This window comes from Streptomyces sp. NPDC046465, from assembly GCF_040646035.1.
Classification (GTDB): Bacteria; Actinomycetota; Actinomycetes; order Streptomycetales; family Streptomycetaceae; genus Streptomyces.
In genome coordinates this window covers 195,713-220,252 of the sequence record NZ_JBEYZK010000004.1, presented here as the reverse complement: position 1 = coordinate 220,252, position 24,540 = coordinate 195,713, and the positions used below count along the sequence as shown (strand labels likewise).

At 71.3% G+C, this 24,540-nt stretch carries 25 protein-coding genes and 1 tRNA gene; 9 read left to right on the top strand and 17 right to left on the bottom strand.

The genetic code is table 11. The features are described from left to right. Positions 1-2: 2 nt before the first annotated feature. The 4 genes from ABZ953_RS08550 to ABZ953_RS08535 all read left to right on the top strand — a co-directional run bounded on the left by ABZ953_RS08550 (position 3) and on the right by ABZ953_RS08535 (position 6,047). Complete coding sequence (locus ABZ953_RS08550) at positions 3-1,394, top strand: bifunctional glycosyltransferase family 2/GtrA family protein (protein WP_361718820.1); 1,392 nt, start codon at positions 3-5, stop codon at positions 1,392-1,394. Next, positions 1,391-3,493, top strand: coding sequence for a glycosyltransferase family 39 protein (locus tag ABZ953_RS08545; RefSeq protein WP_361718817.1), 2,103 nt, complete (start codon positions 1,391-1,393; stop codon positions 3,491-3,493). Before ABZ953_RS08550 ends, ABZ953_RS08545 begins: the two co-directional genes overlap by 4 nt. A gap of 150 nt (positions 3,494-3,643) precedes the next feature. Next, positions 3,644-5,149 (top strand): DHA2 family efflux MFS transporter permease subunit, encoded by a 1,506-nt coding sequence (locus tag ABZ953_RS08540; RefSeq protein ID WP_361718814.1) that lies wholly within the window; start codon positions 3,644-3,646, stop codon positions 5,147-5,149. Between the two features lie 124 nt (positions 5,150-5,273). Beyond that, complete coding sequence (locus ABZ953_RS08535) at positions 5,274-6,047, top strand: TetR/AcrR family transcriptional regulator (protein ID WP_361718811.1); 774 nt, start codon at positions 5,274-5,276, stop codon at positions 6,045-6,047. A gap of 46 nt (positions 6,048-6,093) precedes the next feature. Here ABZ953_RS08535 and ABZ953_RS08530 read toward each other — a convergent pair whose 3' ends face one another. The 3 genes from ABZ953_RS08530 to ABZ953_RS08520 form a co-directional block, all read right to left on the bottom strand. After that, entirely contained in the window at positions 6,094-6,915 is an 822-nt protein-coding gene (locus ABZ953_RS08530) for a YceI family protein (protein WP_361718808.1), read from the bottom strand. Between the two features lie 205 nt (positions 6,916-7,120). Next, complete coding sequence (locus ABZ953_RS08525; RefSeq protein ID WP_361718805.1) at positions 7,121-9,688, bottom strand: MFS transporter; 2,568 nt, start codon at positions 9,686-9,688, stop codon at positions 7,121-7,123. A 13-nt stretch (positions 9,689-9,701) separates the two neighbouring features. Beyond that, on the bottom strand, positions 9,702-10,202 hold the full coding sequence (locus ABZ953_RS08520) for a MarR family transcriptional regulator (RefSeq protein WP_361718802.1): 501 nt from the start codon (positions 10,200-10,202) through the stop codon (positions 9,702-9,704). Positions 10,203-10,376: 174 nt separating this feature from the next. Between ABZ953_RS08520 and ABZ953_RS08515 the strand changes: the two genes are divergently transcribed. Further along, positions 10,377-10,589 (top strand): hypothetical protein, encoded by a 213-nt coding sequence (locus ABZ953_RS08515; RefSeq protein ID WP_361718799.1) that lies wholly within the window; start codon positions 10,377-10,379, stop codon positions 10,587-10,589. 273 nt (positions 10,590-10,862) lie between these two features. Here the strand turns inward: ABZ953_RS08515 and ABZ953_RS08510 are convergent, their stop codons facing one another. The 9 genes from ABZ953_RS08510 to ABZ953_RS08470 form a co-directional block, all read right to left on the bottom strand. Beyond that, a complete protein-coding gene (locus tag ABZ953_RS08510; protein ID WP_361718795.1) occupies positions 10,863-11,648 on the bottom strand; it encodes a hypothetical protein in 786 nt (261 codons plus the stop codon). A 130-nt stretch (positions 11,649-11,778) separates the two neighbouring features. Then, positions 11,779-12,642 carry an RNA polymerase sigma factor SigF gene (locus ABZ953_RS08505; RefSeq protein WP_361718792.1) on the bottom strand — a complete coding sequence of 288 codons (864 nt, stop codon included), beginning with the start codon at positions 12,640-12,642 and terminating at the stop codon, positions 11,779-11,781. A gap of 244 nt (positions 12,643-12,886) precedes the next feature. Further along, the gene (locus tag ABZ953_RS08500) at positions 12,887-13,741 is read right to left on the bottom strand and encodes an RNA polymerase sigma factor SigF (RefSeq protein WP_361718789.1); all 855 of its coding nucleotides are present in this window, start codon (positions 13,739-13,741) and stop codon (positions 12,887-12,889) included. A 255-nt stretch (positions 13,742-13,996) separates the two neighbouring features. Beyond that, the gene (locus tag ABZ953_RS08495) at positions 13,997-14,290 is read right to left on the bottom strand and encodes a Dabb family protein (RefSeq protein ID WP_361718786.1); all 294 of its coding nucleotides are present in this window, start codon (positions 14,288-14,290) and stop codon (positions 13,997-13,999) included. A gap of 46 nt (positions 14,291-14,336) precedes the next feature. After that, positions 14,337-14,516, bottom strand: a complete 180-nt coding sequence (locus ABZ953_RS08490; protein WP_356261344.1) for a hypothetical protein — start codon at positions 14,514-14,516, stop codon at positions 14,337-14,339. 426 nt (positions 14,517-14,942) lie between these two features. Then, positions 14,943-15,030, bottom strand: a tRNA-Ser gene (locus tag ABZ953_RS08485). Between the two features lie 114 nt (positions 15,031-15,144). After that, entirely contained in the window at positions 15,145-15,576 is a 432-nt protein-coding gene (gene tadA, locus ABZ953_RS08480) for a tRNA adenosine(34) deaminase TadA (RefSeq protein WP_361719254.1), read from the bottom strand. Positions 15,577-15,693: 117 nt separating this feature from the next. Continuing rightward, positions 15,694-16,248 (bottom strand): hypothetical protein, encoded by a 555-nt coding sequence (locus tag ABZ953_RS08475; RefSeq protein WP_361718783.1) that lies wholly within the window; start codon positions 16,246-16,248, stop codon positions 15,694-15,696. Positions 16,249-16,506: 258 nt separating this feature from the next. Beyond that, entirely contained in the window at positions 16,507-16,677 is a 171-nt protein-coding gene (locus ABZ953_RS08470; protein WP_361718780.1) for a hypothetical protein, read from the bottom strand. Between the two features lie 178 nt (positions 16,678-16,855). Between ABZ953_RS08470 and upp the strand changes: the two genes are divergently transcribed. After that, positions 16,856-17,491, top strand: coding sequence for a uracil phosphoribosyltransferase (upp, locus tag ABZ953_RS08465; RefSeq protein ID WP_361718777.1), 636 nt, complete (start codon positions 16,856-16,858; stop codon positions 17,489-17,491). 93 nt (positions 17,492-17,584) lie between these two features. Here the strand turns inward: upp and ABZ953_RS08460 are convergent, their stop codons facing one another. Beyond that, positions 17,585-18,250: a LytR C-terminal domain-containing protein gene (locus ABZ953_RS08460; RefSeq protein ID WP_361718774.1), complete on the bottom strand. Its 666-nt coding sequence runs from the start codon at positions 18,248-18,250 to the stop codon at positions 17,585-17,587. Positions 18,251-18,419: 169 nt separating this feature from the next. Beyond that, positions 18,420-18,716, bottom strand: a complete 297-nt coding sequence (locus ABZ953_RS08455; RefSeq protein WP_003955420.1) for a type II toxin-antitoxin system VapB family antitoxin — start codon at positions 18,714-18,716, stop codon at positions 18,420-18,422. Between the two features lie 297 nt (positions 18,717-19,013). On the opposite strand from ABZ953_RS08455, the gene ABZ953_RS08450 reads away from it, so the two are divergent. Then, the gene (locus tag ABZ953_RS08450; RefSeq protein WP_361719251.1) at positions 19,014-20,519 is read left to right on the top strand and encodes a helicase HerA-like domain-containing protein; all 1,506 of its coding nucleotides are present in this window, start codon (positions 19,014-19,016) and stop codon (positions 20,517-20,519) included. 58 nt (positions 20,520-20,577) lie between these two features. On the opposite strand, the gene ABZ953_RS08445 is transcribed toward ABZ953_RS08450, so the two are convergent. From ABZ953_RS08445 to ABZ953_RS08435, 3 genes are all read right to left on the bottom strand, one after another. Then, on the bottom strand, positions 20,578-20,727 hold the full coding sequence (locus tag ABZ953_RS08445) for a hypothetical protein (RefSeq protein ID WP_361718771.1): 150 nt from the start codon (positions 20,725-20,727) through the stop codon (positions 20,578-20,580). A gap of 128 nt (positions 20,728-20,855) precedes the next feature. After that, entirely contained in the window at positions 20,856-21,200 is a 345-nt protein-coding gene (locus ABZ953_RS08440) for a hypothetical protein (RefSeq protein WP_361718768.1), read from the bottom strand. A 266-nt stretch (positions 21,201-21,466) separates the two neighbouring features. Further along, positions 21,467-22,042, bottom strand: a complete 576-nt coding sequence (locus ABZ953_RS08435) for an HhH-GPD-type base excision DNA repair protein (RefSeq protein ID WP_361718765.1) — start codon at positions 22,040-22,042, stop codon at positions 21,467-21,469. Positions 22,043-22,236: 194 nt separating this feature from the next. Here ABZ953_RS08435 and ABZ953_RS08430 point away from each other — a divergent pair, with 194 nt between their 5' ends. Further along, positions 22,237-23,838, top strand: coding sequence for an ABC-F family ATP-binding cassette domain-containing protein (locus ABZ953_RS08430; protein WP_361718762.1), 1,602 nt, complete (start codon positions 22,237-22,239; stop codon positions 23,836-23,838). Positions 23,839-23,967: 129 nt separating this feature from the next. Further along, positions 23,968-24,540 carry a GNAT family N-acetyltransferase gene (locus tag ABZ953_RS08425; RefSeq protein WP_361718759.1) on the top strand — a complete coding sequence of 191 codons (573 nt, stop codon included), beginning with the start codon at positions 23,968-23,970 and terminating at the stop codon, positions 24,538-24,540.

Below are 24,540 nucleotides of genomic sequence, written 5' to 3'. Positions count from 1 at the left end.
GCATGCGAACCGACTCTTCCCCGGGTGTCCTGCCGTCGCGGGACCACCTTCCCGCCGCATGGCGTGACGTGCCCGTCCTGGACGTCGTGATTCCGGTCTACAACGAGGAGAAGGACCTCGGGCCGTGCGTCCTGCGGCTGCACGACCACCTCGCCCGCACCTTCCCCTACCCCTTCCGCATCACCGTCGCGGACAACGCGTCCACGGACGGCACCCCGCGGGTCGCCGCCGGGCTCGCCGCCTCCGTACGGGAGGTGCGGCACGTACGGCTCGACCAGAAGGGCCGGGGCCGGGCCCTGCGCGCCGTCTGGTCCGCCTCCGACGCGCCGGTCCTCGCCTATATGGACGTCGACCTCTCCACCGACCTCAACGCCCTGCTCCCGCTGGTCGCCCCGCTGATCTCCGGCCACTCGGACCTGGCGATCGGCTCGCGCCTCGCGCGCAGTTCGCGGGTGGTGCGCGGCCCCAAGCGGGAGTTCGTCTCGCGGGCCTACAACCTCATCCTGCGCGGCTCGCTGCACGCCCGTTTCTCCGATGCCCAGTGCGGGTTCAAGGCCATCCGCGGCGATGTGGCGCGGGTGCTGCTGCCGCTGGTCGAGGACACCGGCTGGTTCTTCGACACCGAGATGCTGGTCCTCGCCGAGCGCGCCGGGCTGCGCATCCACGAGGTGCCGGTGGACTGGGTCGACGATCCGCACTCCACGGTCCACCTGGTGCGGACGGCCACGGACGACCTCAAGGGCGTGTGGCGGGTGGGGCGCGCGCTCACCGTCGGCGCGCTGCCGCTCGACCGCCTCGCCCGGCCCTTCGGCGACGACCCGCGCGACCGACAGCTCGCCGGAGTCCCCGGCGGCCTGGCCCGCCAGCTCGTCGGCTTCTGCGTGGTCGGCGCCCTCTCGACCCTGTTCTACCTGCTCCTCTACAGCGGCTTCCGTGCGTTCACGGGGTCGCAGGCGGCCAACGCGCTCGCCCTGCTCGTATCGGCCGTGGCCAACACCGCGGCCAACCGGAGGCTCACCTTCGGCGTACGCGGCCGGGACCGTGCGGTCCGCCACCAGGCGCAGGGCCTCGTCGTCTTCGGCATCGGCCTCGCCCTGACCAGCGGCTCCCTCGCGGCGCTCGGCGCGGCCTCGGGCCACCCGGCGCACTCCACGGAGCTCGCGGTCCTCATCGCGGCGAACCTCGCGGCGACGGTGCTGCGGTTCCTGCTGCTGCGGGCGTGGGTGTTCCCGGACCGCGGCGAGACCGCCTCGGAAGCGACGGCTCCGGCGCCCACCCCCGCGTACGACATCACGCACGCGTACGACGTCCAGAGCCCTGCGTACGACGCCCAGAGCCCCGCGTACGACGTCCGGAACCCCGCTCCCCACGACCACCCGAGGACCGCACAATGACGACCACCTCCCCCACACCGGCACCGCTCCAGGCTGCGCGGCCCGGCGCCCCGGCCGCCCGGCTGTGGCGCGGCCGCACCGACGACCCCCGCTGGGCACGCCCCGCGCTCCTCGGCCTGCTGCTCGCCACCGCGCTCCTCTACCTCTGGAACCTGAGCGCGTCCGGTTACGCCAACTCCTTCTACTCCGCCGCAGTCCAGGCCGGCAGCCAGAGCTGGAAGGCCCTCTTCTTCGGCTCACTCGACGCGGGCAACGCGATCACCGTCGACAAGCCGCCCGCGTCGCTCTGGCCGATGGCGCTCTCCGTACGCCTCTTCGGGCTCAATTCCTGGGCGGTCCTCGCCCCGCAGGTCCTGATGGGGGTCGCGACGGTCGGCGTGCTCTACGCGGCCGTACGGCGCCGGTTCAGCCCGGCGGCCGGGCTGCTCGCGGGCGCGGTCCTCGCGCTGACGCCCGTCGCCGCGCTGATGTTCCGCTTCAACAACCCCGACGCGCTGCTCGCGCTCCTGATGACCGTCACCGTGTACTGCGTCCTGCGCGCCCTGGAACACGGCCGTACCGCGTGGCTGGTGGGGGCGGGCGTCGCGGTCGGCTTCGCCTTCCTCACCAAGACGCTGCAGGCGTTCCTGATCCTGCCGCCGCTCGCGGTCCTCTACGCGGTGTGCGCGCCGGTGCGCCTGCGCAAGCGTGTCGGTCAACTCGGCCTGGCAGCGGGGGCGATGGCCGTCGCGGGCGGCTGGTGGGTGGCGATCGACGAGCTGTGGCCCGCGTCCTCGCGCCCCTACATCGGCGGCTCGCAGAACAACTCGTTCCTGGAGCTGACCTTCGGCTACAACGGCCTCGGCCGCATCAACGGCGAGGAGACCGGCAGCGTGGGCGGTGGCGGCGGCCCCCGGGGCGGTGGTGGCGGTGGAGGTGGCGGTGGCGGTCAGTGGGGCGAGACCGGCATCGGCCGGATGTTCGACTCCGAGATCGGCGCCCAGATCTCCTGGCTGCTGCCCGCCGCCCTCATCCTCCTGGTGGCCGGACTCGTCCTGACCCGCAAGGCGCGCCGCACGGACACCGCGCGGGCGGCGTTCGTGGCGTGGGGCGGCTCGCTCCTGATGACCGCCGCGGTCTTCAGCTTCATGGCGGGCATCTTCCACCAGTACTACACGGTGGCCCTGGCCCCCTACATCGCCGCGCTCGTCGGCATGGGCGCCACGGTCCTGTGGGAGGAGCGGGCCTCGCGGTGGGTGGGCGCGGTGCTCGGCGTGACGGTCGCGGGCACGGTGGTCTGGGCGTACGTGCTGCTCGGGCGGGCCGCGGACTACCTGCCGTGGCTGCGGTGGGCGGTGCTCGTCGTGGGGCTCGTGGGGGCGGTGGGCCTACTGGCGGCGAGCGGCCTGGGACGCCGACTCGCGCTCGTCTCGCTCGGGTTGAGCATCGCGGCGTCCGTCGCGGGCCCATTGGCGTACACCCTGTCGACGGTGGACAGCGCGCACACGGGATCGATCGTGACGGCGGGTCCGGCTTCGGCGGGCCGGATGGGCGGGATGGGCGGTATGGGTGGCGGTCCGGGGGGCGGGGGCAGGCCCGGCGATGGCGGTCCGGGTGGTCCGGGTGGTCCGGGCCATGCTCAGCTGGGCGGCCTGCGCGGCGCCCCTCAGGGCCGCCCCGGTGGCGGGATGCCCGGTGGCGGCGCCACGGGTGAGCGTGCCGGACGCGGCGGCGGCATGGGCGGCCTGCTGAACGGCGCGCAGGTGTCCGCCAAGGCCAAGAAGCTCCTGGAGGCGGACGCCGGGAAGTACACGTGGGCCGCGGCGGCCATCGGTTCCCAGAACGCGGCGAGCTACCAACTCTCCACCGGTGAGCCGGTGATGGCCATCGGCGGCTTCAACGGCAGCGACCCGTCGCCGACGCTCGCGCAGTTCAAGCAGTACGTGGCGGACGGCGAGATCCACTACTTCGTCGGGGGCGGAACGGGCGGCGGTCCGGGCGACGGTCCGGGCGGCGGCGACGGCACCTCCTCCGCGATCACTTCCTGGGTCGAGTCCGGCTTCAAGAAGGTGACGGTGGGCAGCGCGACGTTCTACGACCTGACGCAGCCGACGAGTTAGGCGTTCAGGCGGGTGCGGCCCCCTCTCCGGCCCCCCCTCTCCGGCCCTCCTCCGGTTAATTCTCTTGTACGCCGTACGAGAGAAGTTCTACGGTGTACGTCGCGCACGCCTCGTACACCGTAGAACCGCAAAACCGAAAGGGAGGGCTGCATGACGGCAACGACCGCCGAGACCACCCCCACCGCCTCACAGAGGCACCCGCAGCGCTGGCTGATCCTCGGCGTCATCTGCCTGGCGCAGCTCACCGTGCTGCTCGACAACACCGTCCTCAGCGTCGCCATCCCCTCCCTCACCCGGGAGCTGGACGCGTCCACGTCGGACATCCAGTGGATGATCAACGCGTACTCGCTGGTCCAGTCGGGCCTGCTGCTCACCGCGGGCAGCGCCGCCGACCGCTACGGCCGCAAGAAGCTCCTCGCGGCAGGCCTCGCCCTGTTCGGCATCGGCTCGCTCGCGGCGGGCCTCGCGCAGAGCTCGGGGCAGCTCATCGCCGCCCGCGCGGGCATGGGCATCGGCGGTGCGCTGCTCATGACCACCACGCTCGCGGTCGTCGTACAGATCTTCGACGACGCGGAGCGCGTCAAGGCGATCGGCCTCTGGGCCACCATCAATTCCCTGGGATTCGCGGCAGGACCGCTGCTCGGCGGCTTCATGCTCGACCACTTCTGGTGGGGCTCGATCTTCCTGATCAACATCCCCGTGGCGCTGATCGGCGTCGTCGCGGTCCTGAGGCTGGTCCCGGAGTCCAAGAACCCCCGGGGCGACCGCCCCGACCTGCTCGGCGCGCTGCTCTCGACGATCGGCATGGCCGCGGTGGTCTACGCGATCATCTCCGGCCCCGAGCACGGCTGGACGTCGGGCCAGGTCCTCGTGTCCGCCGCCGTCGGAGTCCTGGTCCTCGGCGCGTTCGCGCTCTGGGAGCTGCGGACCCCGTACCCGATGCTGGACATGCACTTCTTCCGCAACCAGCGCTTCGTCGGCGCCGTCGCGGGCGCCATCCTGGTCGCCTTCGGCCTGAGCGGCTCGCTCTTCCTGCTCACCCAGCACCTGCAGTTCGTGCTCGGGTACGAGCCGTTGGAGGCGGGGCTGCGCACGGCGCCGCTCGCGGTGACCATCGTGGCCCTGAACCTCGCGGGCATCGGCGCGCGGCTGCACGCCAGGATGGGCACGCCCGTCACGATCGCGTCCGGCATGAGCCTGCTCGCGGCGGGCCTCGCGGCCATCGCCCTGCTCGGCGGCGACAACTACAACGGGCTGCTGTTCGGCCTGATCGTCATGGGCGCGGGCATCGCGCTCGCCATGCCCGCGATGGCCAACGCCATCATGAGCGCCATACCGCCGGAGAAGGCGGGCGTGGGCGCGGGCATCAACGGCACGCTCGCGGAGTTCGGCAACGGTCTGGGCGTCGCCGTGCTCGGTGCGGTCCTCAACTCCCGTTTCGCCTCGCTCGTGGCGGTCTCCGCCGCGTCGTTCCCCGCGGCCATGGCGGCGGCGAAGTCGGCGGGCGAGCGGGAACGGATCGCCGACGCGTTCTCCTCAGGGCTCGAGACGAGCCAGCTGGTGGGCGCGGCAGCGGTCTTCCTCGGAGGTGTTCTTGCGGCCGCGTTGCTGCGCAGGGCGGAGAGGGCAGACTCCGTGGGTAAGACAGCGGCATAGCATCGGGGAAGGCGGACCATCCGGCTCCGTTCCGGTCCGCCGCAGGCTCCGGTCCGTTGCGGGCTCCGGCCCGTTGCAGGCTCCGGTCCGCCGCAGGCCCGAGGACCAACGAGGAAGGTGCGCCATGGCGAAGGCAGCCGACCGCACGAAGAGCGCGGCGCGGACGAGCGTCTGGCTGGAGGCCAGGGCCCCGCGCGGCGGCGGCCGCAAGGGCGACCAGCCGAGCGGCCTCGACCGGGACCGCATCACCGCGGCCACGGTCCGGCTCCTGGACGCGGAAGGCCTCGCCAAGTTCTCGATGCGCAGGCTCGCCGGGGAGCTGGACGTCACGGCGATGTCCGTCTACTGGTACGTGGACACCAAGGACGACCTCCTGGAGCTCGCCCTCGACGCGGTCTGCGGCGAGATGCGCCTTCCCGACACGGAGGCGGCGCCGGAGGCCTGGCGCGAGCAGCTGCGCGCGCTGGCGGAGGAGTACCGCGCGGCGCTGATCCGCCACCCGTGGATCTCCCCGCTGGTCGGCAGGTACCTCAACATCGGGCCCAACTGGCTGGCGTTCGCCCTCGCCATCCAGAACGTGGTGCGCAGCACCGGGCTTCCCGCGTACACGCAGAACGGGGCGATCTCGGCGGTCTTCCAGTTCGTGTACGGCTTCGGGACGATCGAGGGCCACTACATCTCGCGCTGCGCGGAGGCGGGGATGTCGCAGGAGGAGTACTACCGGGAGGCGGCCGGGACCGTCCGCGACGAGCTCGCGACGCACGGGCTGCTTGAGAGCGCGGACGAGCTGATGGCGGCGCGGGACGGGGACACGGTCGAGGAGATGTGGGAACGGGACTTCACGATCGCCCTCGATCTGATGATCGCGGGCATCGAGTCCCTCCTCCTGCGTTCGTGACCCCGGTCCTCCGGTCCTTTGTTCGTGACCCCGGCCGCCCGGGGCCTCAGCCCGCCTGCGGCAGGCTGTCTCCCTGCACGGCCTGGATGTCGAGGGAGACCTTGAGCGTCGTACCGATCGCCGAGATGCCCGCCTGGACCACCTGGTTGTAGTTCATGGCGAAGTCCTCGCGGCGCAGCTCGGCGGTGGCCCGGAAGGCCGCCCGCGTCCCGCCCCAGGGGTCCGCCCCGGTGCCCAGGTAGCTCAGGTCCAGGTCCACCGGCCGTACGACCCCGTGCATGCCGAGCTCACCGTGGACCGTCCACCGGTCCGTGCCCGACGGCGTCAGGCCGTTCGACCGGTACGTGAGCTCCGGGTACTGCTCGACGTCCAGGAAGTCCGGGGACTTCAGGTGTCCGTCGCGCATCCCGTTGCCGGTGTCGATCGAGGCGGACCGGATGACGGCCTCGACGCGGGACTTCTCCACGTCCTCGGCGATCTCGATCCGGCCGCCGAACTCCGTGAACCGCCCGTGCACGCTGGTGATCCCGAGGTGCTGGGCGACCGCGCCCACGGTCGAGTGCGCCGGGTCGACGGTCCACGGTCCGGGCGGCGGCAGCTCCGTGCCGCCCTGCCGGGCGAGGACGACGTTGCCGACCTCGGCCCGTCCGCTCGCGGTGACGAGCGCGGTGGAGGCGACCGGCGCGTACCCGACGGCGGTGACGATGACGGTGTAGGGCCCGGCGGCGAGGCCGGTCGCGTCCCGTACGGCGCCTTCCTCGTCCGCGGCGGCCCGCAGTACCTGTGTCCCGGTCATGTCGGTCACCGTGACGACGGCGTGGGGCACGGCCCAGCCGTCGCGCGTGCGGATCCGAGCGTTGAGTGCCATCCCGTTTTCTCCTTGCCGGGCTTCGGCGAGCCAGAAGCCCCAAAGTTCAAGCTCAAGAGTTCAAGCTCAAGTACACAGCGGACGACCCCCGGTGGCGGTGACTGGCCGTCCCCTGCCATGAATGCCACCGCCGGCCCGGGGGCCCTTTCCGCAACCGGCCCGGGGCCGCGCTTCCGCTCGGAGCGCGGCCCCGGGCCGGGGTCGGTCACTCGCCCGGGTGGGCGAGCTCGATGTCGTGGCCGTCGATGCCGCTGCCGGCCACCGTCAGACCCGTGGCCACCGGCGGGTATCCGGTCGCGATGACCGTGTACTCCCCGCTGTCCAGGTCGGTGAAGGCGTACGCCCCGTCCGTCCCGGTGGTCGCGGTGGCGACGACGTTGCCCGCCGCGTCGACGAGCGTGACCCGCGCATCGTTCAGCGGCGCGCGTCCCGCCCGCACGGTGCCGAGCACCTGTGCGCCGGAGTTGAGCTCGACCTCGACCCGGGTGACCCCGGTGCCGCCCACCTCGACGGGCAGGGCCATCGGCCGGTGTCCCGCGGCGTTCACCGCGATGGTGACGGTGCCGGGGACCAGCTCGGCGAAGGTGAACTCGCCCTGCTCACCGGAGAGTCCGGTGGCGAGGACGTCACCGCGTACATCGGTCACGATGACCATGGCGCCGGAGACGGGCAGCTTGCTGTCCGCGTCCCGTACCAGGCCGCTGAGCCCGCTGGTGCCGCTGAGCAGGATGTCGTACGCGAGGGCGTCCTCGCCCACGACGACCGTCGAGGCCTGCGGCTGGAACCCGTCGGCGGAGGCGATGAGCACGTACGAGCCCGCGCCGGGAGCGTCGACGGCGTAGGCACCGTCGCCCTGCGCGACCGCGCGGCCCAGCTGGCGTCCCCCGAGGGAGATCAGCGTGACGGCGGCCTGCGGAACGGGTGCGCTCTCGGCGCCGCGGACGTAGCCGCGGACCGGGATTCCACCGGTGACCGGGGGAAGGGCGCCCGCTCCGGCCTCCGCGGCGGAGGCCACGGCGGCGAGCCGCTGGGTGCCCTCGGGACCGGCCTCGGCGTGCGAGGCGACGGAGGCGAGCACGGGCTGCTCGGCGGTGGCCGTGGTGGCGGTGGCCGCGGGAGCGGCGGTGGCCGTGGCGTCGGCCGGGGCCGCGCCGTCCGTGGCCGCCGAGGCGGCCTGGGCGAGGGCGCCCGACGTACGCAGCGGAACCTCCTTGATGAAGATCGTGATCAGGAAGGCGAGCAGCGCGAGCGGCGCGGCGATCAGGAAGACATCGGCGATGCCGTGCCCGTACGCGCTCTCCATCACCGTGCGGAACGGCTCCGGGATCTTCTCCAGGTCCGGGATGCCGCCGCCACCGGTGCCGCCGTGGCCGAACTGCGCCGCGGCCTTCGGGCCGAGGTCGGTGATGCCGTCCTTGACGTAGTCGGTGATCCGCGTGGACATGACCGCGCCGAGCGCAGAGACACCCATCGCACCGCCGAGGGAGCGGAAGAAGGTGACCGTGGAGCTGGCGGAGCCGAGGTCCTCGGGGGAGACCTGGTTCTGCGTGCAGAGGACCAGGTTCTGCATCATCATGCCGATGCCGAGACCCATCAGGGCCATGAAGATCGCGATGTGCCAGTACTCGGTGTCGTACCGGATGGTGCCGAGCAGGCCGAGGCCCGCCGTCACCAGCGCACCACCGCTGACCAGCCACGCCTTCCACTTGCCCGTCTTGGTGATGACCTGGCCGGAGACGGTCGACGAGATGAACAGGCCGCCGATCATCGGGATCGTCATGACACCGGACATCGTCGGGGACTCGCCCCGCGCCAGCTGGAAGTACTGGCTGAAGAAGACCGTGCCCGCGAACATCGCGACACCCACGAAGAGCGAGGCGAGCGAGGCGAGGGTGATGGTGCGGTTGCGGAAGAGCCGCAGCGGGATGATCGGCTCCGTGGCCTTCGACTCGATGAGCACGAAGAGCAGGGCGAGGGCGATCGAGCCGCCGACCATGGCCCCGGTCTGCCAGGACATCCAGTCGTACTTGTCACCGGCGAAGGTGACCCAGACGAGGAGCAGGCAGACGGCGGCGCTGATGAAGAAGGCGCCTGCCCAGTCGACCTTCACGTCGCGCTTGACGACGGGAAGCTTCAGGGTCTTCTGCAGGACGATCAGCGCGATGATCGCGAAGGGCACGCCGACGTAGAAGCACCAGCGCCAGCCGAGCCACGAGGTGTCGGTGATGACACCGCCGAGCAGCGGTCCGCCGACGGTGGCGACGGCGAAGGTGGCGCCGAGGTAGCCGGAGTAACGCCCGCGCTCGCGCGGGGAGATCATCGCGGCCATGACGATCTGCGCGAGGGCGGAGAGACCGCCCACGCCGATGCCCTGTACGACGCGGCAGGCGATCAGCATCCCGGCGCTCTGCGAGAGCCCGGCGACGATCGAACCGCCGACATAGATGACCAGGGCTATCTGGACCAGGGCCTTCTTGCTGAAGAGGTCCGAGAGCTTGCCCCACAGGGGCGTCGTCGCGGTCATGGCGAGCAGCGACGCGGTGACGACCCAGGTGTAGGCGGACTGGCCGCCGCCGAGGTCGCCGATGATTTCGGGCAGGGCGTTGGAGACGATCGTCGACGACAGGATCGCCACGAACATGCCGAGCAGCAGCCCGGACAGCGCTTCCATGATCTGCCGGTGCGTCATCGGAGCGTTCTCGGCGGGGTGGCCGTGAGGTGCTCCGTGCTTGGCGTGGCTGCCCCGCACACCGGCTGGTGTGGTTGTTGCCATGGGCTTCCTTTTCTTACGCGGGTGTACGGGTGGTCTCTGACGTGGCCTGCACGTCGTGGGGGGAGGGAAGCCGGGCCGAAGCCGCGCGGCAGTCCCCGAAACTGTCGCGCAGGCGCGCGAGCAGTGTGCTGAGCTGGACGACCTCTTCGTCGCTCCAGTCATGCAAGTAGTGGGTGAGCGTCCGGATGGAGAGCTCGGAGAGCTCGTCGACCTTGGCCTTGCCCTCGGGCGTGAGCCGCAGGATCCGGGAGCGCTTGTCCGCGGGGTCGGGATCGCGGACGATCCACTCCCTCTCCGCGACATGGGCGACGTGCCGACTGGTCACCGACGTATCGACGGCGAGCAGCTCCGCGAGCCTGCTCATCCGCATCGCACCGTGGCGGTCGAGCAGGATGAGTACGGCGGCGGATCCGGCGGGGCAGTCGTGCGGCAGGCCCCGGCCGAGGCCGCGCTTCACGGCACCGATGGCGCTGAGCTGTCGGGCCAGCTCCTCGTACTGACGCTGGGCGGCCACGGCACCTCCTCTTTTTTGTTGCTTAGGGCAACGATAGAAGCAGTTGGTTGCCGCAGGCAAACTAAAACGGAAGCCATGGGCTAAAGAGTCGGCAAAGCTCTGGGGGCTCGCTCGTAAAGTCCCTGGCCAGAGGGGGTTGGGCCGAGAGCGCAGGATTCGCTAGGGTCCTGATCCATGGCACACAACCCTCAGGGCAACCAGGGCAACCAGAGCAACCCCGATCCCGCGGGCAACACGCAGATGTTCCGCGCGTTCGTCGACGAGGAGCCGCGGGGCCGCCAGGCGGCGGCGACCTCTTCTTCTTCCGGCCCCCGGGTGGGCCTGATCATCGGCGTGATCGTCGCGGTCGCGATCGTGGCGGGCGTGGCTTGGCTGGCGTTGTCGTAGGCGTGGGCGTGGGCGGCTGCGCTTGAGCGGATGCGGTGCGAGTTCGGGTGCGGGCGCGTCTCGGCTGGTCGCGCAGTTCCCCGCGCCCCTGAGTACTCGCCCCTTCGGGGCTCGGTGCGCCGGGTCACCTAGGGGCGCGGGGAACTGCGCGAGCAACCCCCACGCAGCCGCACCCGAAGCCGCCCCGCACCCGAAGCCGCCCCGCACCCGAAGCCGCCCCGCACCCGAAGCCGCCCCGCACCCGAAGCCGCACCCGCTGCCCGCCGGACAGACCTAGCCCCACTTCACCGAGACGTCCCGCGTCTCCACGTGCATGCCGAGCGGAACACGCCACGCGTCGACGCATACCGGCCAGGTTTTCTTCTTCTTCTGCCCGGGGGCGATCGGCACCGGCAGCTCCGCCGTCGACTCGATCGTCGCCCAGTCGACGCCGAGCGCGCCGATGATGTGCGTCCCGAAGGTGACCGTGCCCGAACGCACCGGTGAGCCACCGGTGTTGCGGAAGGAGACGGTCACCTTCTCGCACCACCGCTTGTCCGCGGGCTTGCGCCGCGGCTCGCCGACGTTGAGCTCGGCGGGCCCTCTGGGAGGCTCGGCGGTACCTGGATTCCCTGTGGACGGGGGCGTCGGCGTGCCGGGACCGTCGTCCGACGGTGGCGGTCCTGACCCGCCCGCCCCACCGGCCCTGTCATCCGCGGTCGGCGAACCTCCGCGACCGGTGGACGGATTGGGCGTCTTGGACGATTTGGACGACTGGGACGGCTTCCCCTCCGTGCCGCCCTCTCCGCCGCTCTCCAGCGCCCCGGCACCCGAACCGGACGACGCCTTCGCCGAGCCGCCGTGGCCGCCCGTGGTGCCGTCGCCGCCCCGGTCGAGCGGTACCAGCTTCACGTCGCCGGTCGGGCCCACGGTCTTCCCCGAAGCCCGCTCGGGGGCCGCGCCGGCCGCGCCGGTCGCCACGTATCCGTCGCCGTTGTCGCCGCCGCAGGCGGACAGCAGGCCGCCGAGGCACAGCACGGCGGCACCGGCGCCGAGCACGTTCCGCACACCACGTCGCATCGCGCCAGTGTGGCTGACGGCCCGTCAATTAGGAACCCCGTCAGCAACAGTCGGCAACAGCCAGCAACAGCCAGCAACAGCCAGCAACAGTCGGCAACACCGGCCACCAGCAACGCGGTTGTGCGGGACGTCAGTCCGAGATGAGCCCGTCACGCAGCTGCGCGAGCGTCCGCGTGAGCAGTCGGGAGACGTGCATCTGCGAGATGCCGACCTCCTCGCCGATCTGCGACTGCGTCATGTTGGCGAAGAAGCGCAGCATGATGATGCGGCGCTCGCGCGGCGGCAGCTTGGCGAGCAGGGGCTTGAGGGACTCGCGGTACTCCACGCCTTCGAGGGCCGTGTCCTCGTACCCGAGGCGGTCCGCGAGGGAGCCCTCGCCGCCGTCGTCCTCGGGGGTCGGGGAGTCGAGCGAGGAGGCGGTGTAGGCGTTGCCCACCGCGAGGCCGTCGACCACGTCCTCCTCGGACACCCCGAGGGCGACGGCGAGTTCGGGCACGGTCGGCGAGCGGTCGAGTCGCTGCGCGAGCTCGTCGCTGGTCTTGGTCAGTGCGAGCCGCAGCTCCTGGAGGCGGCGCGGCACCCGTACCGACCAACTGGTGTCCCGGAAGAAGCGCTTGATCTCACCGACGACCGTCGGCATCGCGAACGTCGGGAATTCCACGCCCCGTTCGCAGTCGAAACGGTCGATCGCCTTGATCAGGCCGATCGTGCCGACCTGGACGATGTCCTCCATGGGTTCGTTGCGACTGCGGAAGCGAGCCGCCGCGTACCGCACGAGCGGGAGGTTGAGCTCGATGAGCGTGTCGCGTACATAGACGCGCTCCGGGCTGTCCTGGGCGAGCGTGGCGAGCCGCAGGAAGAGGGAGCGGGACAGGGTCCGGGTGTCGATGGCTTCCGAGCTCGGTGAGCTGTGAAGCGCGTCGGGCGCTGATTCGCTCGGGCTCTTGGCGAGCGTGAGCGTGAGCACCTTCGAGCTGCCCTGGTCTGCGGACATGCCACCCCCTTGAGGTCGCGGACGGTCGCGGCGGGCGCTCCCGTCGGAGGAACGCAGCCTCCACCTGAATACCGGAGGTGGGGCTACGGCAAACGCGGTTCCAGCAGAATGTCACATGTCGGCAACACGCTGTAGTTACTTGTCGACAAACGAGGGTGACATCCGTGCAGGAAAGAGGGGGTCTGAGGCTTTTCAGCAAAGAGTGCCGTCGGGAACAGCCCCGACGGCACTCCACTCGATACGGTTACGCCTCGATCCGATTTGCGGACCGAAGTCGTGCGAAGCTCCTGGCCAGCAACCTCGACACATGCATCTGGGAAACGCCCAATTCGGCGCTGATCTGTGACTGCGTCAGATTGCTGTAGTAGCGCAGGAGAAGGATCCGCTGCTCGCGCTCGGGCAGTTGGACCAGGAGGTGGCGTACGAGATCGCGGTGCTCGACGCCGTCGAGCGCGGGGTCCTCGTAGCCGAGCCGGTCGAGCAGTCCGGGCAGCCCGTCGCCCTCCTGGGCCGCCTCCAACGACGTTGCGTGGTACGAGCGTCCGGCCTCGATGCAGGCGAGCACCTCGTCCTCGGTGATGCGCAGCCGCTCGGCGATCTCCGAGGTCGTCGGCGAGCGCCCGAAGGCGGTGGTGAGGTCCTCGGTCGCCCCGGTGACCTGCACCCACAGTTCGTGCAGCCGCCGCGGTACGTGGACGGTGCGGACGTTGTCGCGGAAGTACCGTTTGATCTCGCCGACCACGGTCGGCATCGCGAAGGTCGGGAACTGCACCCCGCGCTCCGGGTCGAACCGGTCGATGGCGTTGATGAGCCCGATGGTGCCGACCTGGACGACGTCTTCCATCGGCTCGTTGCGGCTGCGGAAGCGCGCGGCGGCGTACCGGACCAGGGGGAGATTGGCCTCGATGAGGGCGCCGCGCACCCGGCCGTGCTCGGGGCTGCCCGGCTCCAGCTCCTTGAGCTGGCCGAAGAGCACCTGTGTGAGGGCGCGGGTGTCGGCGCCGCGGGTGCTTCCTGAGCCGGGTGAGACCTTCGGGGGCAGGGTCCCCTCGGGTGCGGCCTTCGCGGGTGGAGCTTCGGGCGCAGTACTGGCCGGCACGGGCAACGCCACCCCTTCTCAGACAGGCACGGTCAAGCTCGATCGACCTCGGTCAACTCATCCGTCAAAAGCGGTCATAGCATCACAAGACATGTGCACTGTGTGCAAGCACCTGATAACTACGTGTTGAGGGTCAAGTCGGCTGACGCATGGGGCGTACGACGCGGAACGGCCCCGCACCGTTGCGGTGCGGGGCCGTTCGTGAAGTCGTGAAGCCGTGAAGTCGTGAAGGCGTCGGGGCGAGGCCCCGGAGGATCAGAACTCGTAGTCCGCGATCACCCACGTGGCGAACTCGCGCCACAGGGCGACGCCCGCCTGGTGAGCCGGGTGCTCCAGGTACTTCTTCAGCGCATCGGTGTCCTCGACCGCCGAGTTGATGGCGAAGTCGTACGCGATGGGGCGGTCGGTGATGTTCCAGGCGCACTCCCAGAACGTGAGCTCCGGGATCTGCTCGCCGAGGGCGCGGAAGGCCTTGACGCCCTCGACCACGCGCGGCTCGTCGCGCTGCACACCGTCGTTGAGCTTGAAGAGGACCAGATGGCGGATCACGAGCACTCCTTGGAGAGGGGTGGGGCTTGGCGGTTTTGGCGACCGCTCAGTCCTTGCCTCCGTTGGCGACCCACGTCATGAAGTCGCCGATGCTCTGAGCGGCGCTCGAGACGCCTTCGAAGCCTATCTGGACGTAGTCCGCGGCCTTGGCCGGGTCGGTGATGATCACATAGAGCACGAAGACGACCACCGCGAAAAGGCCGAGCTTCTTCCACTGCACTGCCACGATCCTGGCCTCCCCTTACCCACGCCCCGTGTGACCCCTGTGACGGCGGTGAGTCTAACCCGGACCGTACTCACGGGGCTTTTAGGGACCAACGGCCCGGCAGCAGAGGCCCTTTGCCTGCGCCGTGCGGTGGGCGCGCGGCGCAGGATTGGTGGTGAGCCCGAGGGATCTGGCAGGAATCCACGGGCGAGGGACCGGCCCTACTGCGGGGTCCGCGCCGTCTGCTTCCCCCCTGACGGCGGCGCTGACTTGAGGGTCCGGTCCTCGTCGGGGGGAGCGGCTTGTCCCCCCGATGTCGCTTCCCCCGTCCTGGCGGGAGAGAGCCCCGGCGCCTGGGTAGCGCCGGGGCTTTCCGCATGTTTCGCGCACCTGGTCCTGTGTACGACGAAGGGCCCGTCCAGCTGGACGGGCCCTTCGTGTCAAGAGCGGTAGCGGTGGGATTTGAACCCACGGAAGGGGGTTACCCTTCACTCGCTTTCGAGGCGAGCTCCTTCGGCCGCTCGGACACGCTACCGAGAGGAACTCTAGCCCAAGGTGGCCCGTGTTCTGAAATCCGTTTGGGTCGGCCCCCTGTATCCCCCTGTATCACTGCTGCAGCGCAGCGCAGCACCGCTGCAGCACCGCCGCGTCACCGCTTCCGGAAGAAGTCCGTCAGCTGTGTGGCGCACTCGTCCGCGAGCACTCCCTGGATGACCTCGGGGCGGTGGTTCAGCCTTCTGTCGCGCACGACGTCCCAGAGCGAGCCCGCCGCTCCGGCCTTCTCGTCGAGGGCCCCGTAGACGACCCGGTCCACCCGGGACTGCACGAGCGCGCCGGCACACATCGTGCAGGGCTCCAGCGTCACGACGAGCGTGCAGCCGGTCAGCCGCCACTCGCCGAGCTCCGCGGCGGCCCCGCGGAGGGCGAGCACCTCCGCGTGCGCGGTGGGATCGCCGGTCGCCTCGCGTTCGTTGTGCCCCGTGGCGAGCACCGTCGTGCCGTCCGGGGACAGCACGACGGCGCCGACGGGGACGTCGCCGCCCGCCGCGGCCAGCTCTGCCTCGGCCAGAGCGAGCCGCATGGGCGCCCGCCAGCGGTCGCGTACGGGATCGGGAGCGGCCCCGGTCCCGACCCCGGTAAGGGGGCCGGTGGAAATAGTCGGGTCGGTCGGGTCGGTCGGGTCGGTCACACGGGGAACCTAGCGGACGGTCTCCAGCACCTCCGCCGCCCCGAGGATCTCGGCGATCTCGTTGAGCGCGTCACCGCTCTCAAGGCCGAGCAGATCCTTCTCGGGCACGCCCAGGTCGGCGAGGATCTCCAGGTCGCCCACCGGTCCGGACGGCACCCCCGATGCGCTGGGGTCGGCATCCGCCTCCGGTTCGGCCTCGGACGTCTCGGGTTCGCCGTCCTCCGTGCCGTCGAGGTCCAGGGCGTCCAGATCGGCCACCCCGTCGTCGTCGTCCGGATCGCGGCCGAGCATCTCGTCGGTGAGGAGGATCTCCCCGTACGAGCTGCGGGCGGCCGCGGCGGCGTCCGACACGTAGATACGGGGGTCCTCCTCACCATCCACCCGGACGACGCCGAACCAGGCGCCTTCCTGTTCGATGAAGACGAGCACTGTGTCGTCGTCGTATTCGGCTGTGGCTTCACGGGCCAGGTCGGCCAGATCCGACAGGGTCTCCACATCGTCGAGCTCCGTGTCGCTCGCTTCCCACCCGTCTTCGGTGCGCGCGAGCAGTGCGGCGAAGTACACCGTGACTCTCCCACTGGTCATAGGCAGTGCCGGTTGGCGGTTTGGGGTCCCCCCGGCGAGGTCGGGGAGCGGGGAATGCTGAGCCAAGCCCCGCCCATTCGGAATCGTGGCAGAAACGGCGCCGTCAGGAGAGGTCTTCCGCGCGCTGTGTTCCGCGTCGCGTTTTCGGGCGACCTTCGCCGGGGCTGTCACAGGGCTGCTGCTGGGCTGCCGCTGGGCTGTCGCAGGGCAGCCGCAGGGCAGCCGCGCCGGGCTCCGCTACCAGCGGAACGTACGCATCCGCATCTGCTGTCGCATGCGCGCCGCCCGGGCGCGGCGCGGCTTCACACGGTCGCGGAGCTCGATGGCCTCGGTGCGCTCGCGCAGGAACTGGGCGCGGCGCCTGCGGCGCTCGGTGTCCGTCTCGTCGTCCGGTTTGCGCTCCGCCATGGCCCACACCACCTCAGTCCGTACGACCCCACCTTCCCCCGGACGGCGGTGTTGATGCCAGCGAGAGGATCAGCGGGAGGAGTAGCAGGAGGACCAGCGGAAGGACCAGCGGAAGGGCCAGCAGAAGGATGTGGCCGGGGGAGCGGCGCCGGGTCCGGGCCCGGTTACTGTTGATGTCATGCGGATCCACGTCGTCGACCACCCGCTGGTGGCGCACAAACTCACCACGCTGCGCGACAAGCGCACCGACTCCCCGACCTTCCGGCGCCTCGCCGACGAGCTGGTCACCCTGCTCGCGTACGAGGCCACCAGGGACGTGCGCACCGAGCAGGTCGACATCGACACCCCGGTCACGCGGACCACGGGCGTCAAGCTCTCCCACCCGCGGCCGCTGGTCGTGCCGATCCTGCGCGCCGGTCTCGGCATGCTCGACGGCATGGTGCGCCTGCTGCCGACCGCCGAAGTGGGCTTCCTCGGCATGGTGCGCAACGAAGAGACCCTGCAGGCCTCCACGTACGCGACGCGCATGCCGGACGACCTCTCCGGGCGCCAGGTCTACGTCCTGGACCCGATGCTCGCCACGGGCGGCACGCTCGTCGCGGCGATCCAGGAGCTCATCAAGCGCGGCGCCGACGACGTGACCGCCGTGGTGCTGCTCGCCGCCCCCGAGGGCGTCGAGATCATGGAGCGCGAGCTGGCGGGCACGCCGGTGACGGTCGTGACGGCCTCCGTCGACGAGCGGCTCAACGAGCAGGGGTACATCGTGCCCGGGCTCGGTGACGCGGGCGACCGGATGTACGGGGCGGCGGAGTAGGCAGCTCGCTCCGGATCTCGTTCCGGATCGCGCTTCGGCTCTCGGTCCGGATCTTGGTCCGGATCTTGGTCCGGCTTTCGGGCCGCCGAGGCCCTAGCAGTTCTTCTTCTTGCCTGACGGCGTGGACGTCGACTTGGGCTTGGCCAGCGTGGCCAGGGCCCTGTCGGCGTCCTCTTTTTTGGCCAGGTTCTTGAACTGCGCCCCGATGACCAGGTCGACCTCGCCGCCCTTGCGGCCGTCGGACTTGCGCTCGGCGCCCGCGAGCTGCGTGCCGAGGACGGGGAGCGCGGTGTCGGCGGCCGCCTTGGCGCCGAGCAGTATCCCGGCGCCCTTGACCTTCTTGTCGAACTCCTTCGTCGCGTTGCCCACCTTGCCGATGGCGAAGCCGCGCTTCTTGAGCTCGTCCGCGGTGCTCTTGGCGAGGCCGCCGCGGGGCGTGGCGTTGAAGACGTTGACGGTGATCTGGCCCGGCCTCGGCAGCGGTTTCGGCTGCGCGCCGGACTTCGGGACGTGGGCGGAGGAGGCGGCGGACCCGCGGTCGCACTTCCCGGTCGCGGCTCCGGCGGCGGATGCCTTGTGGCCGCCCGTGAAGACGTCGATGAGCTGTAGCGTGCCCCAGCCGATCAGGCCCACGACGGCGGCGGACGCGATGACCGCGAGCACGATCCTGCGGCGCCCGTCGGGGCGGCGCATCCGCGGATATTTGTCCCCCGTGATGCGGTATTCGCCGCCCATGCCGGGGGGAGTGAGCATGCTCATGGGCGCAGCGTAGTGCGACCGGGAGGCGATGCCTACTAAATGATCATTACTCGGGGGCCACTCCAACCCGAAAGGGCCAATGTGGGGCCGAGCCCGGGTCGGGCGGGGGAACGGGTGCGCCGGCGCAGTTCGCTGACGCGCGCGTCAGCCCGATGCGAGGACGCGCGCGTCAGCCCAGTTCGAGTACGCGCGCGTGGAGCACCTGGCGCTGCTGGAGCGCGGCGCGGACCGCGCGGTGCAGCCCGTCTTCCAGATAGAGGTCGCCCTGCCACTTCACGACGTGCGCGAAGAGGTCGCCGTAGAACGTGGAGTCCTCGGCGAGCAGGGTCTCGAGGTCGAGCTGCCCCTTGGTCGTCACGAGCTGATCGAGGCGGACCGGGCGCGGCGCGACATCCGCCCACTGCCGGGTGCTTTCCCGGCCGTGGTCGGGGTACGGCCGGCCGTTTCCGATGCGCTTGAAGATCACACGGAAAGCCTACCGGTCAAGGCTCTCCGGGCGCAGCCATGGCGACGGAGTGCGACCCTGGGAAATGACGCTGTAAAGCGGGGCAAACCGGAAACGCACCAGCCGGGAACAGGGGCCGAAGTGAGCGAGAGCCAGCCGAAGCCGTCCACCTCGGGCCGTGCGAACCGCCCGAACGAGTCTGTACCGGCCGCCGGGGTGACGGGCGGAAGTGAAGGTTCCGGGGGCGGCATCGGTGAGGGAGACAGTGAGGGGGGCGGCGGGGGAGAGGGCGAGGGAGACAGCGGTACGGGGCGGGCGCTGCCTCAGGAAGCCGTGGAGATCGCCGCCGGGTACGCCTTCGCCGGGCCCGCCCTCGACCTCGGCGCGCTGCTCTGGGGCGGGGAGTGCCTCGCCGACGCGCAGATCCGCATCCCGCTGCCCATGCTCAACCGGCACGGCCTCGTCGCCGGGGCCACCGGCACGGGCAAGACCAAGACGCTGCAACTCATCGCCGAACAGCTGGCCACGCAGGGCGTACCCGTCTTCCTCGCGGACATCAAGGGCGACGTATCGGGGATCTCGGCCCCCGGCGCGGCGGGCGACAAGGTCGCCGAGCGCGCCCGGGACGTCGGGCAGGAGTGGGCGGCGACCGGGTTCCCGAGCGAGTTCTACGCGCTCGGGGGCATCGGGACCGGGATTCCCGTCCGCGCCACGATCACCAGCTTCGGACCCGTACTGCTCTCCAAGGTGCTGCGGCTCAACCAGACCCAGGAGCAGTCGCTCGCGCTGATCTTCCACTACGCCGACCAGAAGGGGCTCGAACTGGTCGACCTGAAGGACCTGCGGGCCGTCGTCACCTTCCTGACCTCGGACGAGGGCAAGCCCGAGCTCAAAGGCGTCGGCGGCCTCTCGACCGTGACGGCGGGCGTCATCCTGCGGGCGCTCACCGCCTTCGAGGCGCAGGGCATGGCGGACTTCTTCGGAGAGCCGGAGTTCGACACGAGCGAGTTCCTGCGGCTCGCGCCGGACGGGCGGGGGCTCGTGTCGGTCCTTGAACTGGCCGACGTCCAGGACAAGCCGCAGCTCTTCTCGACCTTCCTGATGTGGCTCCTCGCCGACCTCTACAACGATCTGCCGGAAGTGGGCGACGTCGAGAAGCCGAAGCTCGTGTTCTTCTTCGACGAGGCCCACCTGCTCTTCAACGGGGCGTCGAAGGCGTTCCTCGAAGCCATCACGCAGACCGTGCGGCTCATCCGGTCCAAGGGCGTCGGCGTCTTCTTCGTGACGCAGACGCCGAAGGACGTGCCCGCGGATGTCCTCGGGCAGCTCGGCAACCGTGTGCAGCACGCGCTGCGAGCGTTCACCCCCGACGACCAGAAGGCGCTGAAGGCGACCGTACGAACGTTTCCGGACTCGGCGTACGACCTGGCGGAGGTGCTGACGGGCCTCGGCACCGGCGAGGCCGTGATCACGGTGCTGAGCGAGAAGGGCGCGCCGACGCCGGTCGCGGCGACGCGGCTGCGGGCGCCCGAGTCGCTGATGGGTCCGGTGGCGGCGGAAGCGCTGGAACAGGCGGTGCGCTCGTCGCTGCTGTACTCGCGGTACGCGGACGCGGTCGACCGTGAGTCCGCGTACGAGAAGCTGACGGCCCAGGAGGCCGAGAAGGCCGAGAAGGCGGCCATTGCGAAGCCCCGGGGGGACGGGTCCGTGGTGGAGCAGGTGGTGGGGAGCGGGATGTTCAAGTCGCTGCTGCGGTCCATGGGGACGCAGATCGGGCGGGAGATCTCACGGTCGGTGTTCGGGACGGCTCGGCGCAGACGCTGATTCTGGCGGGGCGCCTTGAGCGGGGCGCCCTGTGCGGGGCTGCGCCGGGCCGTCGGGGTCAGGCGTCCTTGGGCTGCTGCCCGGGTTCGGTGGGGTCAGTCCCTCGGGTGGTCTGCTCGGAGGAGGCGGGGGACGGTTGTGGGGGTGTCGTGCGGGCGGCTTCCGCGCGCAGGAGCGCTTGTAGGGCCGCGTAGGGGTCGATGGGCATGAGGGTGTCCTTGATCTGCGCGCTGGGACGGCTGAGGGGGATGGAGGACGGAGGGCGGAGGACGGGGATGGGGGCGGCTTATGCGTGCCTGCTCCCTGTCCGTGTCCTTGTCCTTGTCCTTGTCCTTGTCAGCAGCGCAGGACCACCGAACGGGGGGTCGGGACGTGCGGGTGGAGAAGGGTGGGGCGTGGCGCGGGGGCGGCCGCGGGGCGGCGGGGTGGCGCCGCGGCGGGCGTACGGGGGGTGGGGACGCGAGTGGCGTGGCCGGTCGGGAGGCGCAGCGCAGTATCGGTGGCGTCCTGCTGGATCTCGCTGCCGCCGGACTCCGTGGAGAGGGCGGCGGGCGGGCGCGGGCTCGCCTGGGCGCCGGGGGTGGCGGTGGCGGTGAGGGCGGCGAGGAGCAGCGCGAGGAGGGTGAGCAGCGCCCGGGGCCACGCGGGGTGGCGGCGGTGGGGCGGGGCCGGGACGCTCATGGAGGGCATGTCCCCGTGCGAACGGCCCGCAGACCGCCACGCGCCGAGAACCGCCCTCTTGGGCTAGGGGCTTCGTGCCTCACCCGCTCCCGCGTCGGCTGTGCGGCAGGGCCCCACTCAGGCGCTCCTACTGTCGCTGTGCGTCGCGGGGCATACGGGTGGGGCATCCGCCGCGGAGCGGCGGGCCTGTTCGTACCGTCGGAGGGAGGCGAGCGGGGAAGGCCTACTCACCCCACCCCGCCCCGCTCCGCTCCGCCCCACCCGGCCTAGGACTTCGCCTGTGCCTTCAGTTGCTGCTTGTGCGCGCGGACCTTGAGGAGGGACTCCGGACCCGTGATGTCCGCGACGGACCGGTACGCCTCGGCGGTCCCGTAGTCCCCGGCCGCCCCGCGCCATCCCTCGGGGCGGACGCCCAGCTGCTTGCCGAGGAGGGCGAGGAAGATCTGGGACTTCTGCTTGCCGAAGCCGGGCAGGGCGCCCAGGCGTTCGAGGAGTTCGCCGCCGGTGGCGGCGTCCTGCCAGAGGGCCGTGGGGTCACCGTCGTAGTGGTCCACCAGGTACTGGCAGAGCTGCTGGATCCGCTTGGCCATCGAACCCGGGTAGCGGTGCACCGCCGGCTTCGTGGAGAGGAGCGTGGCGAAGTCCTCGGGGTCGTACGCCGCGATCTCGTGCGCGTCGAGATCGTCCGCCCCCAGCCGCGAAGCGATCGTGTACGGGCCCGTGAACGCCCACTCCATGGGGACCTGCTGGTCGAGGAGCATGCCGACCAGCGCGGCCAGCGGACTGCGGCCGAGGAGTTCGTCGGCCGACTCGTCCTGTGCGAGGTGAAGGGTCACGTCCATGCGCCGATGATCCCCCGTGACCGGCCCCGTCGCCCGTCGCGGGCGGCCCCGCGGCCCGTCGCGCCGAAATGCGGATGCGGACCCTGCGGCGGCCGCGTTAGCCTCGATCACATGTCTACGCCCCGCATTTCCTAGCCAGGACACACGCCTCCACGTCACCCGTGTGTCCATTCGCTATTGCGGAGTGTTACCTCATGATCACCGTTCGAGGTGCCGACGTGCGCGTCGGTGCCCGCCTTCTGCTGTCCGACGTCTCCTTCCACATCGCCCCCGGCGACCGCGTCGGCCTGGTCGGGCGCAACGGCGCCGGCAAGACCACCCTCATGAAGATCCTCGCGGGCCGGGCCGTCCCCGCCGACGGCTCCGTCACCCGTACCGGTTCCGTCGGCCACCTCGCCCAGGACCCGGGCGCCGCCGACCCCGCCGTCAGCGTCGCCGACCGCATCCTGTCCGCCCGTGGCCTGGACGAGGCGGTGGCGGCGTCGCGTACCGCGGCGGCCGCCATGGCGGCGGCGGTGAGCCCGGCTGCGCAGGAGCGGGCCATGGCGGCCTACGTCCGCGCGGACGACCGCTTCCAGGCACGCGGCGGCTACGCCGCGGAGGCCGAGGCCGCCCGCGTGGCCGCCGGGCTCGGGTTGCCCGAGCGCGCGCTGCACCAGCCCGTGGGCGATCTGTCGGGCGGCCAGCGGCGCCGCGTGGAGCTGGCCAGGATCCTGTTCTCGCAGCACGACACGCTGCTCCTGGACGAGCCGACCAACCACCTCGACGCCGACTCGGTCGGCTGGCTGCGCGGCTATCTGGCGGGTTACCCGGGCGGCCTCGTGCTCATCAGCCACGACACGGGGCTCCTCGCCGACGTGGTCAACCGCGTGTTCCACCTCGATCCGCGCCGCGCGGCCATCGACGTGCACAACACCGGCTGGCACACGTACCTCGCCCAGCGCGCGACGGACGAGCGGCGGCGTACGCGTGAGCGCGCCAACGCCGAGCGGAAGGCCGCGTCGCTGCGCGCGCAGGCCGACAAGATGCGCTCGCACGTCTCCACCGCCACCGCCGCGAAGAACATGGACCGGCGCGCGGAGCGCATGCTCGCGGGGACGGAACCGGTCCGGCGCGGCGAGAAGGTCGCACGGATCCGGCTGCCCGAGCCCGCCCCGTGCGGCCGGATGCCGCTCGGCGCGATCAGCCTCACCAAGGCGTACGGGTCCCATCGCGTCCTCACGGGCGTCGACCTGGCCGTCGACCGGGGCAGCCGCCTCGTTGTCCTCGGGCTCAACGGAGCAGGCAAGACGACGCTGCTCCGGCTCCTGGCGGGGCGTGAACTCCCGGACGGGGGACGGGTGGTCGAGGGGCCTGGGCTCCGCCTCGGGTACTTCGCGCAGGAGCACGACACTCTGGAGGGTGACAAGACGGTCCGGGAGAACCTCGCGGGCGCGGCCCCGCACCTCACGGACGGCGAGGTGCGGCGCGTCCTTGGATCGTTCCTGTTCGGCGGCGACGACGCGGACAAGCCCGCCGCGGTCCTCTCCGGCGGCGAGAAGACGCGGCTCGCGCTGGCGGGCCTCGTCCACTCGGGCGCGAACGTCCTGCTGCTCGACGAGCCCACCAACAACCTCGACGTGGCGTCCAGGGACGAGGTGCTCGGCGCCGTCGGCACGTATCCGGGGGCGATCGTGATGGTCACGCACGACGAGGGCGCGATCGACGCGCTGCGGCCGGACCGGGTGCTGTTGCTCCCGGACGGATCGGAGGACTTGTGGAGCCCGGACTACCGGGATCTGGTCACGCTCGCGTGAGTCGCGTGTGAGTCGCGTGTGAGGCCCAAGCTCGCCTACGTACAGGTGAGTTGTCCCTCCGTCAAGGCCGCGCGCAGCGATTCGCGGTGGACGCCCGTACCGGCCCCGCCGCTGTGATTCGATGCTGCGATGAGACGAGACCGTGCCGCCGACGCGGCCGACGGCCACCCTGTCCTCCGGCTGCGGGAACGCTCCGGTCAGCGTGACGTGGAGGCCTGCGTCGGGGTGCTCGCGAGCGTCCACAAGGCCGATGGCTACCCGGCCGACTGGCCGCCGCAGCCCGGCGAGTGGCTGGAGGGCAGCGGCGGTCTCGGCGCCTGGGTGGCCGAGCTCGACGGGCGCGTCGTAGGCCACGTGGGGCTGTCCCGTCCCGGGGCGGGGGACGAGGCGCCCGGCCTGTGGGGCGGGGACGCGGGGCCGGGCGGGGCCGGTGTCGTCAGCCGCCTCTTCGTCGGACCGGACGCCCGCGGCCACGGCATCGGGGCCCTGCTGATGGGCCGGGTCGTACGGGAGGCGCGGGCGCGCGGGCTGCATCCGGTCCTGGACGTGGTGTCCTCCGACACCGCGGCGGCCGCGCTCTACGAACGCCTTGACTGGCGCCTTCTGGGCATCGTCGAGCAGGAGTGGGAGCCCGGCCGACGGGTCACCCTGCACTGCTACGCGGCCCCCGCCGCCCCCGCCGCTTCCGGCGATCCCGGGTGA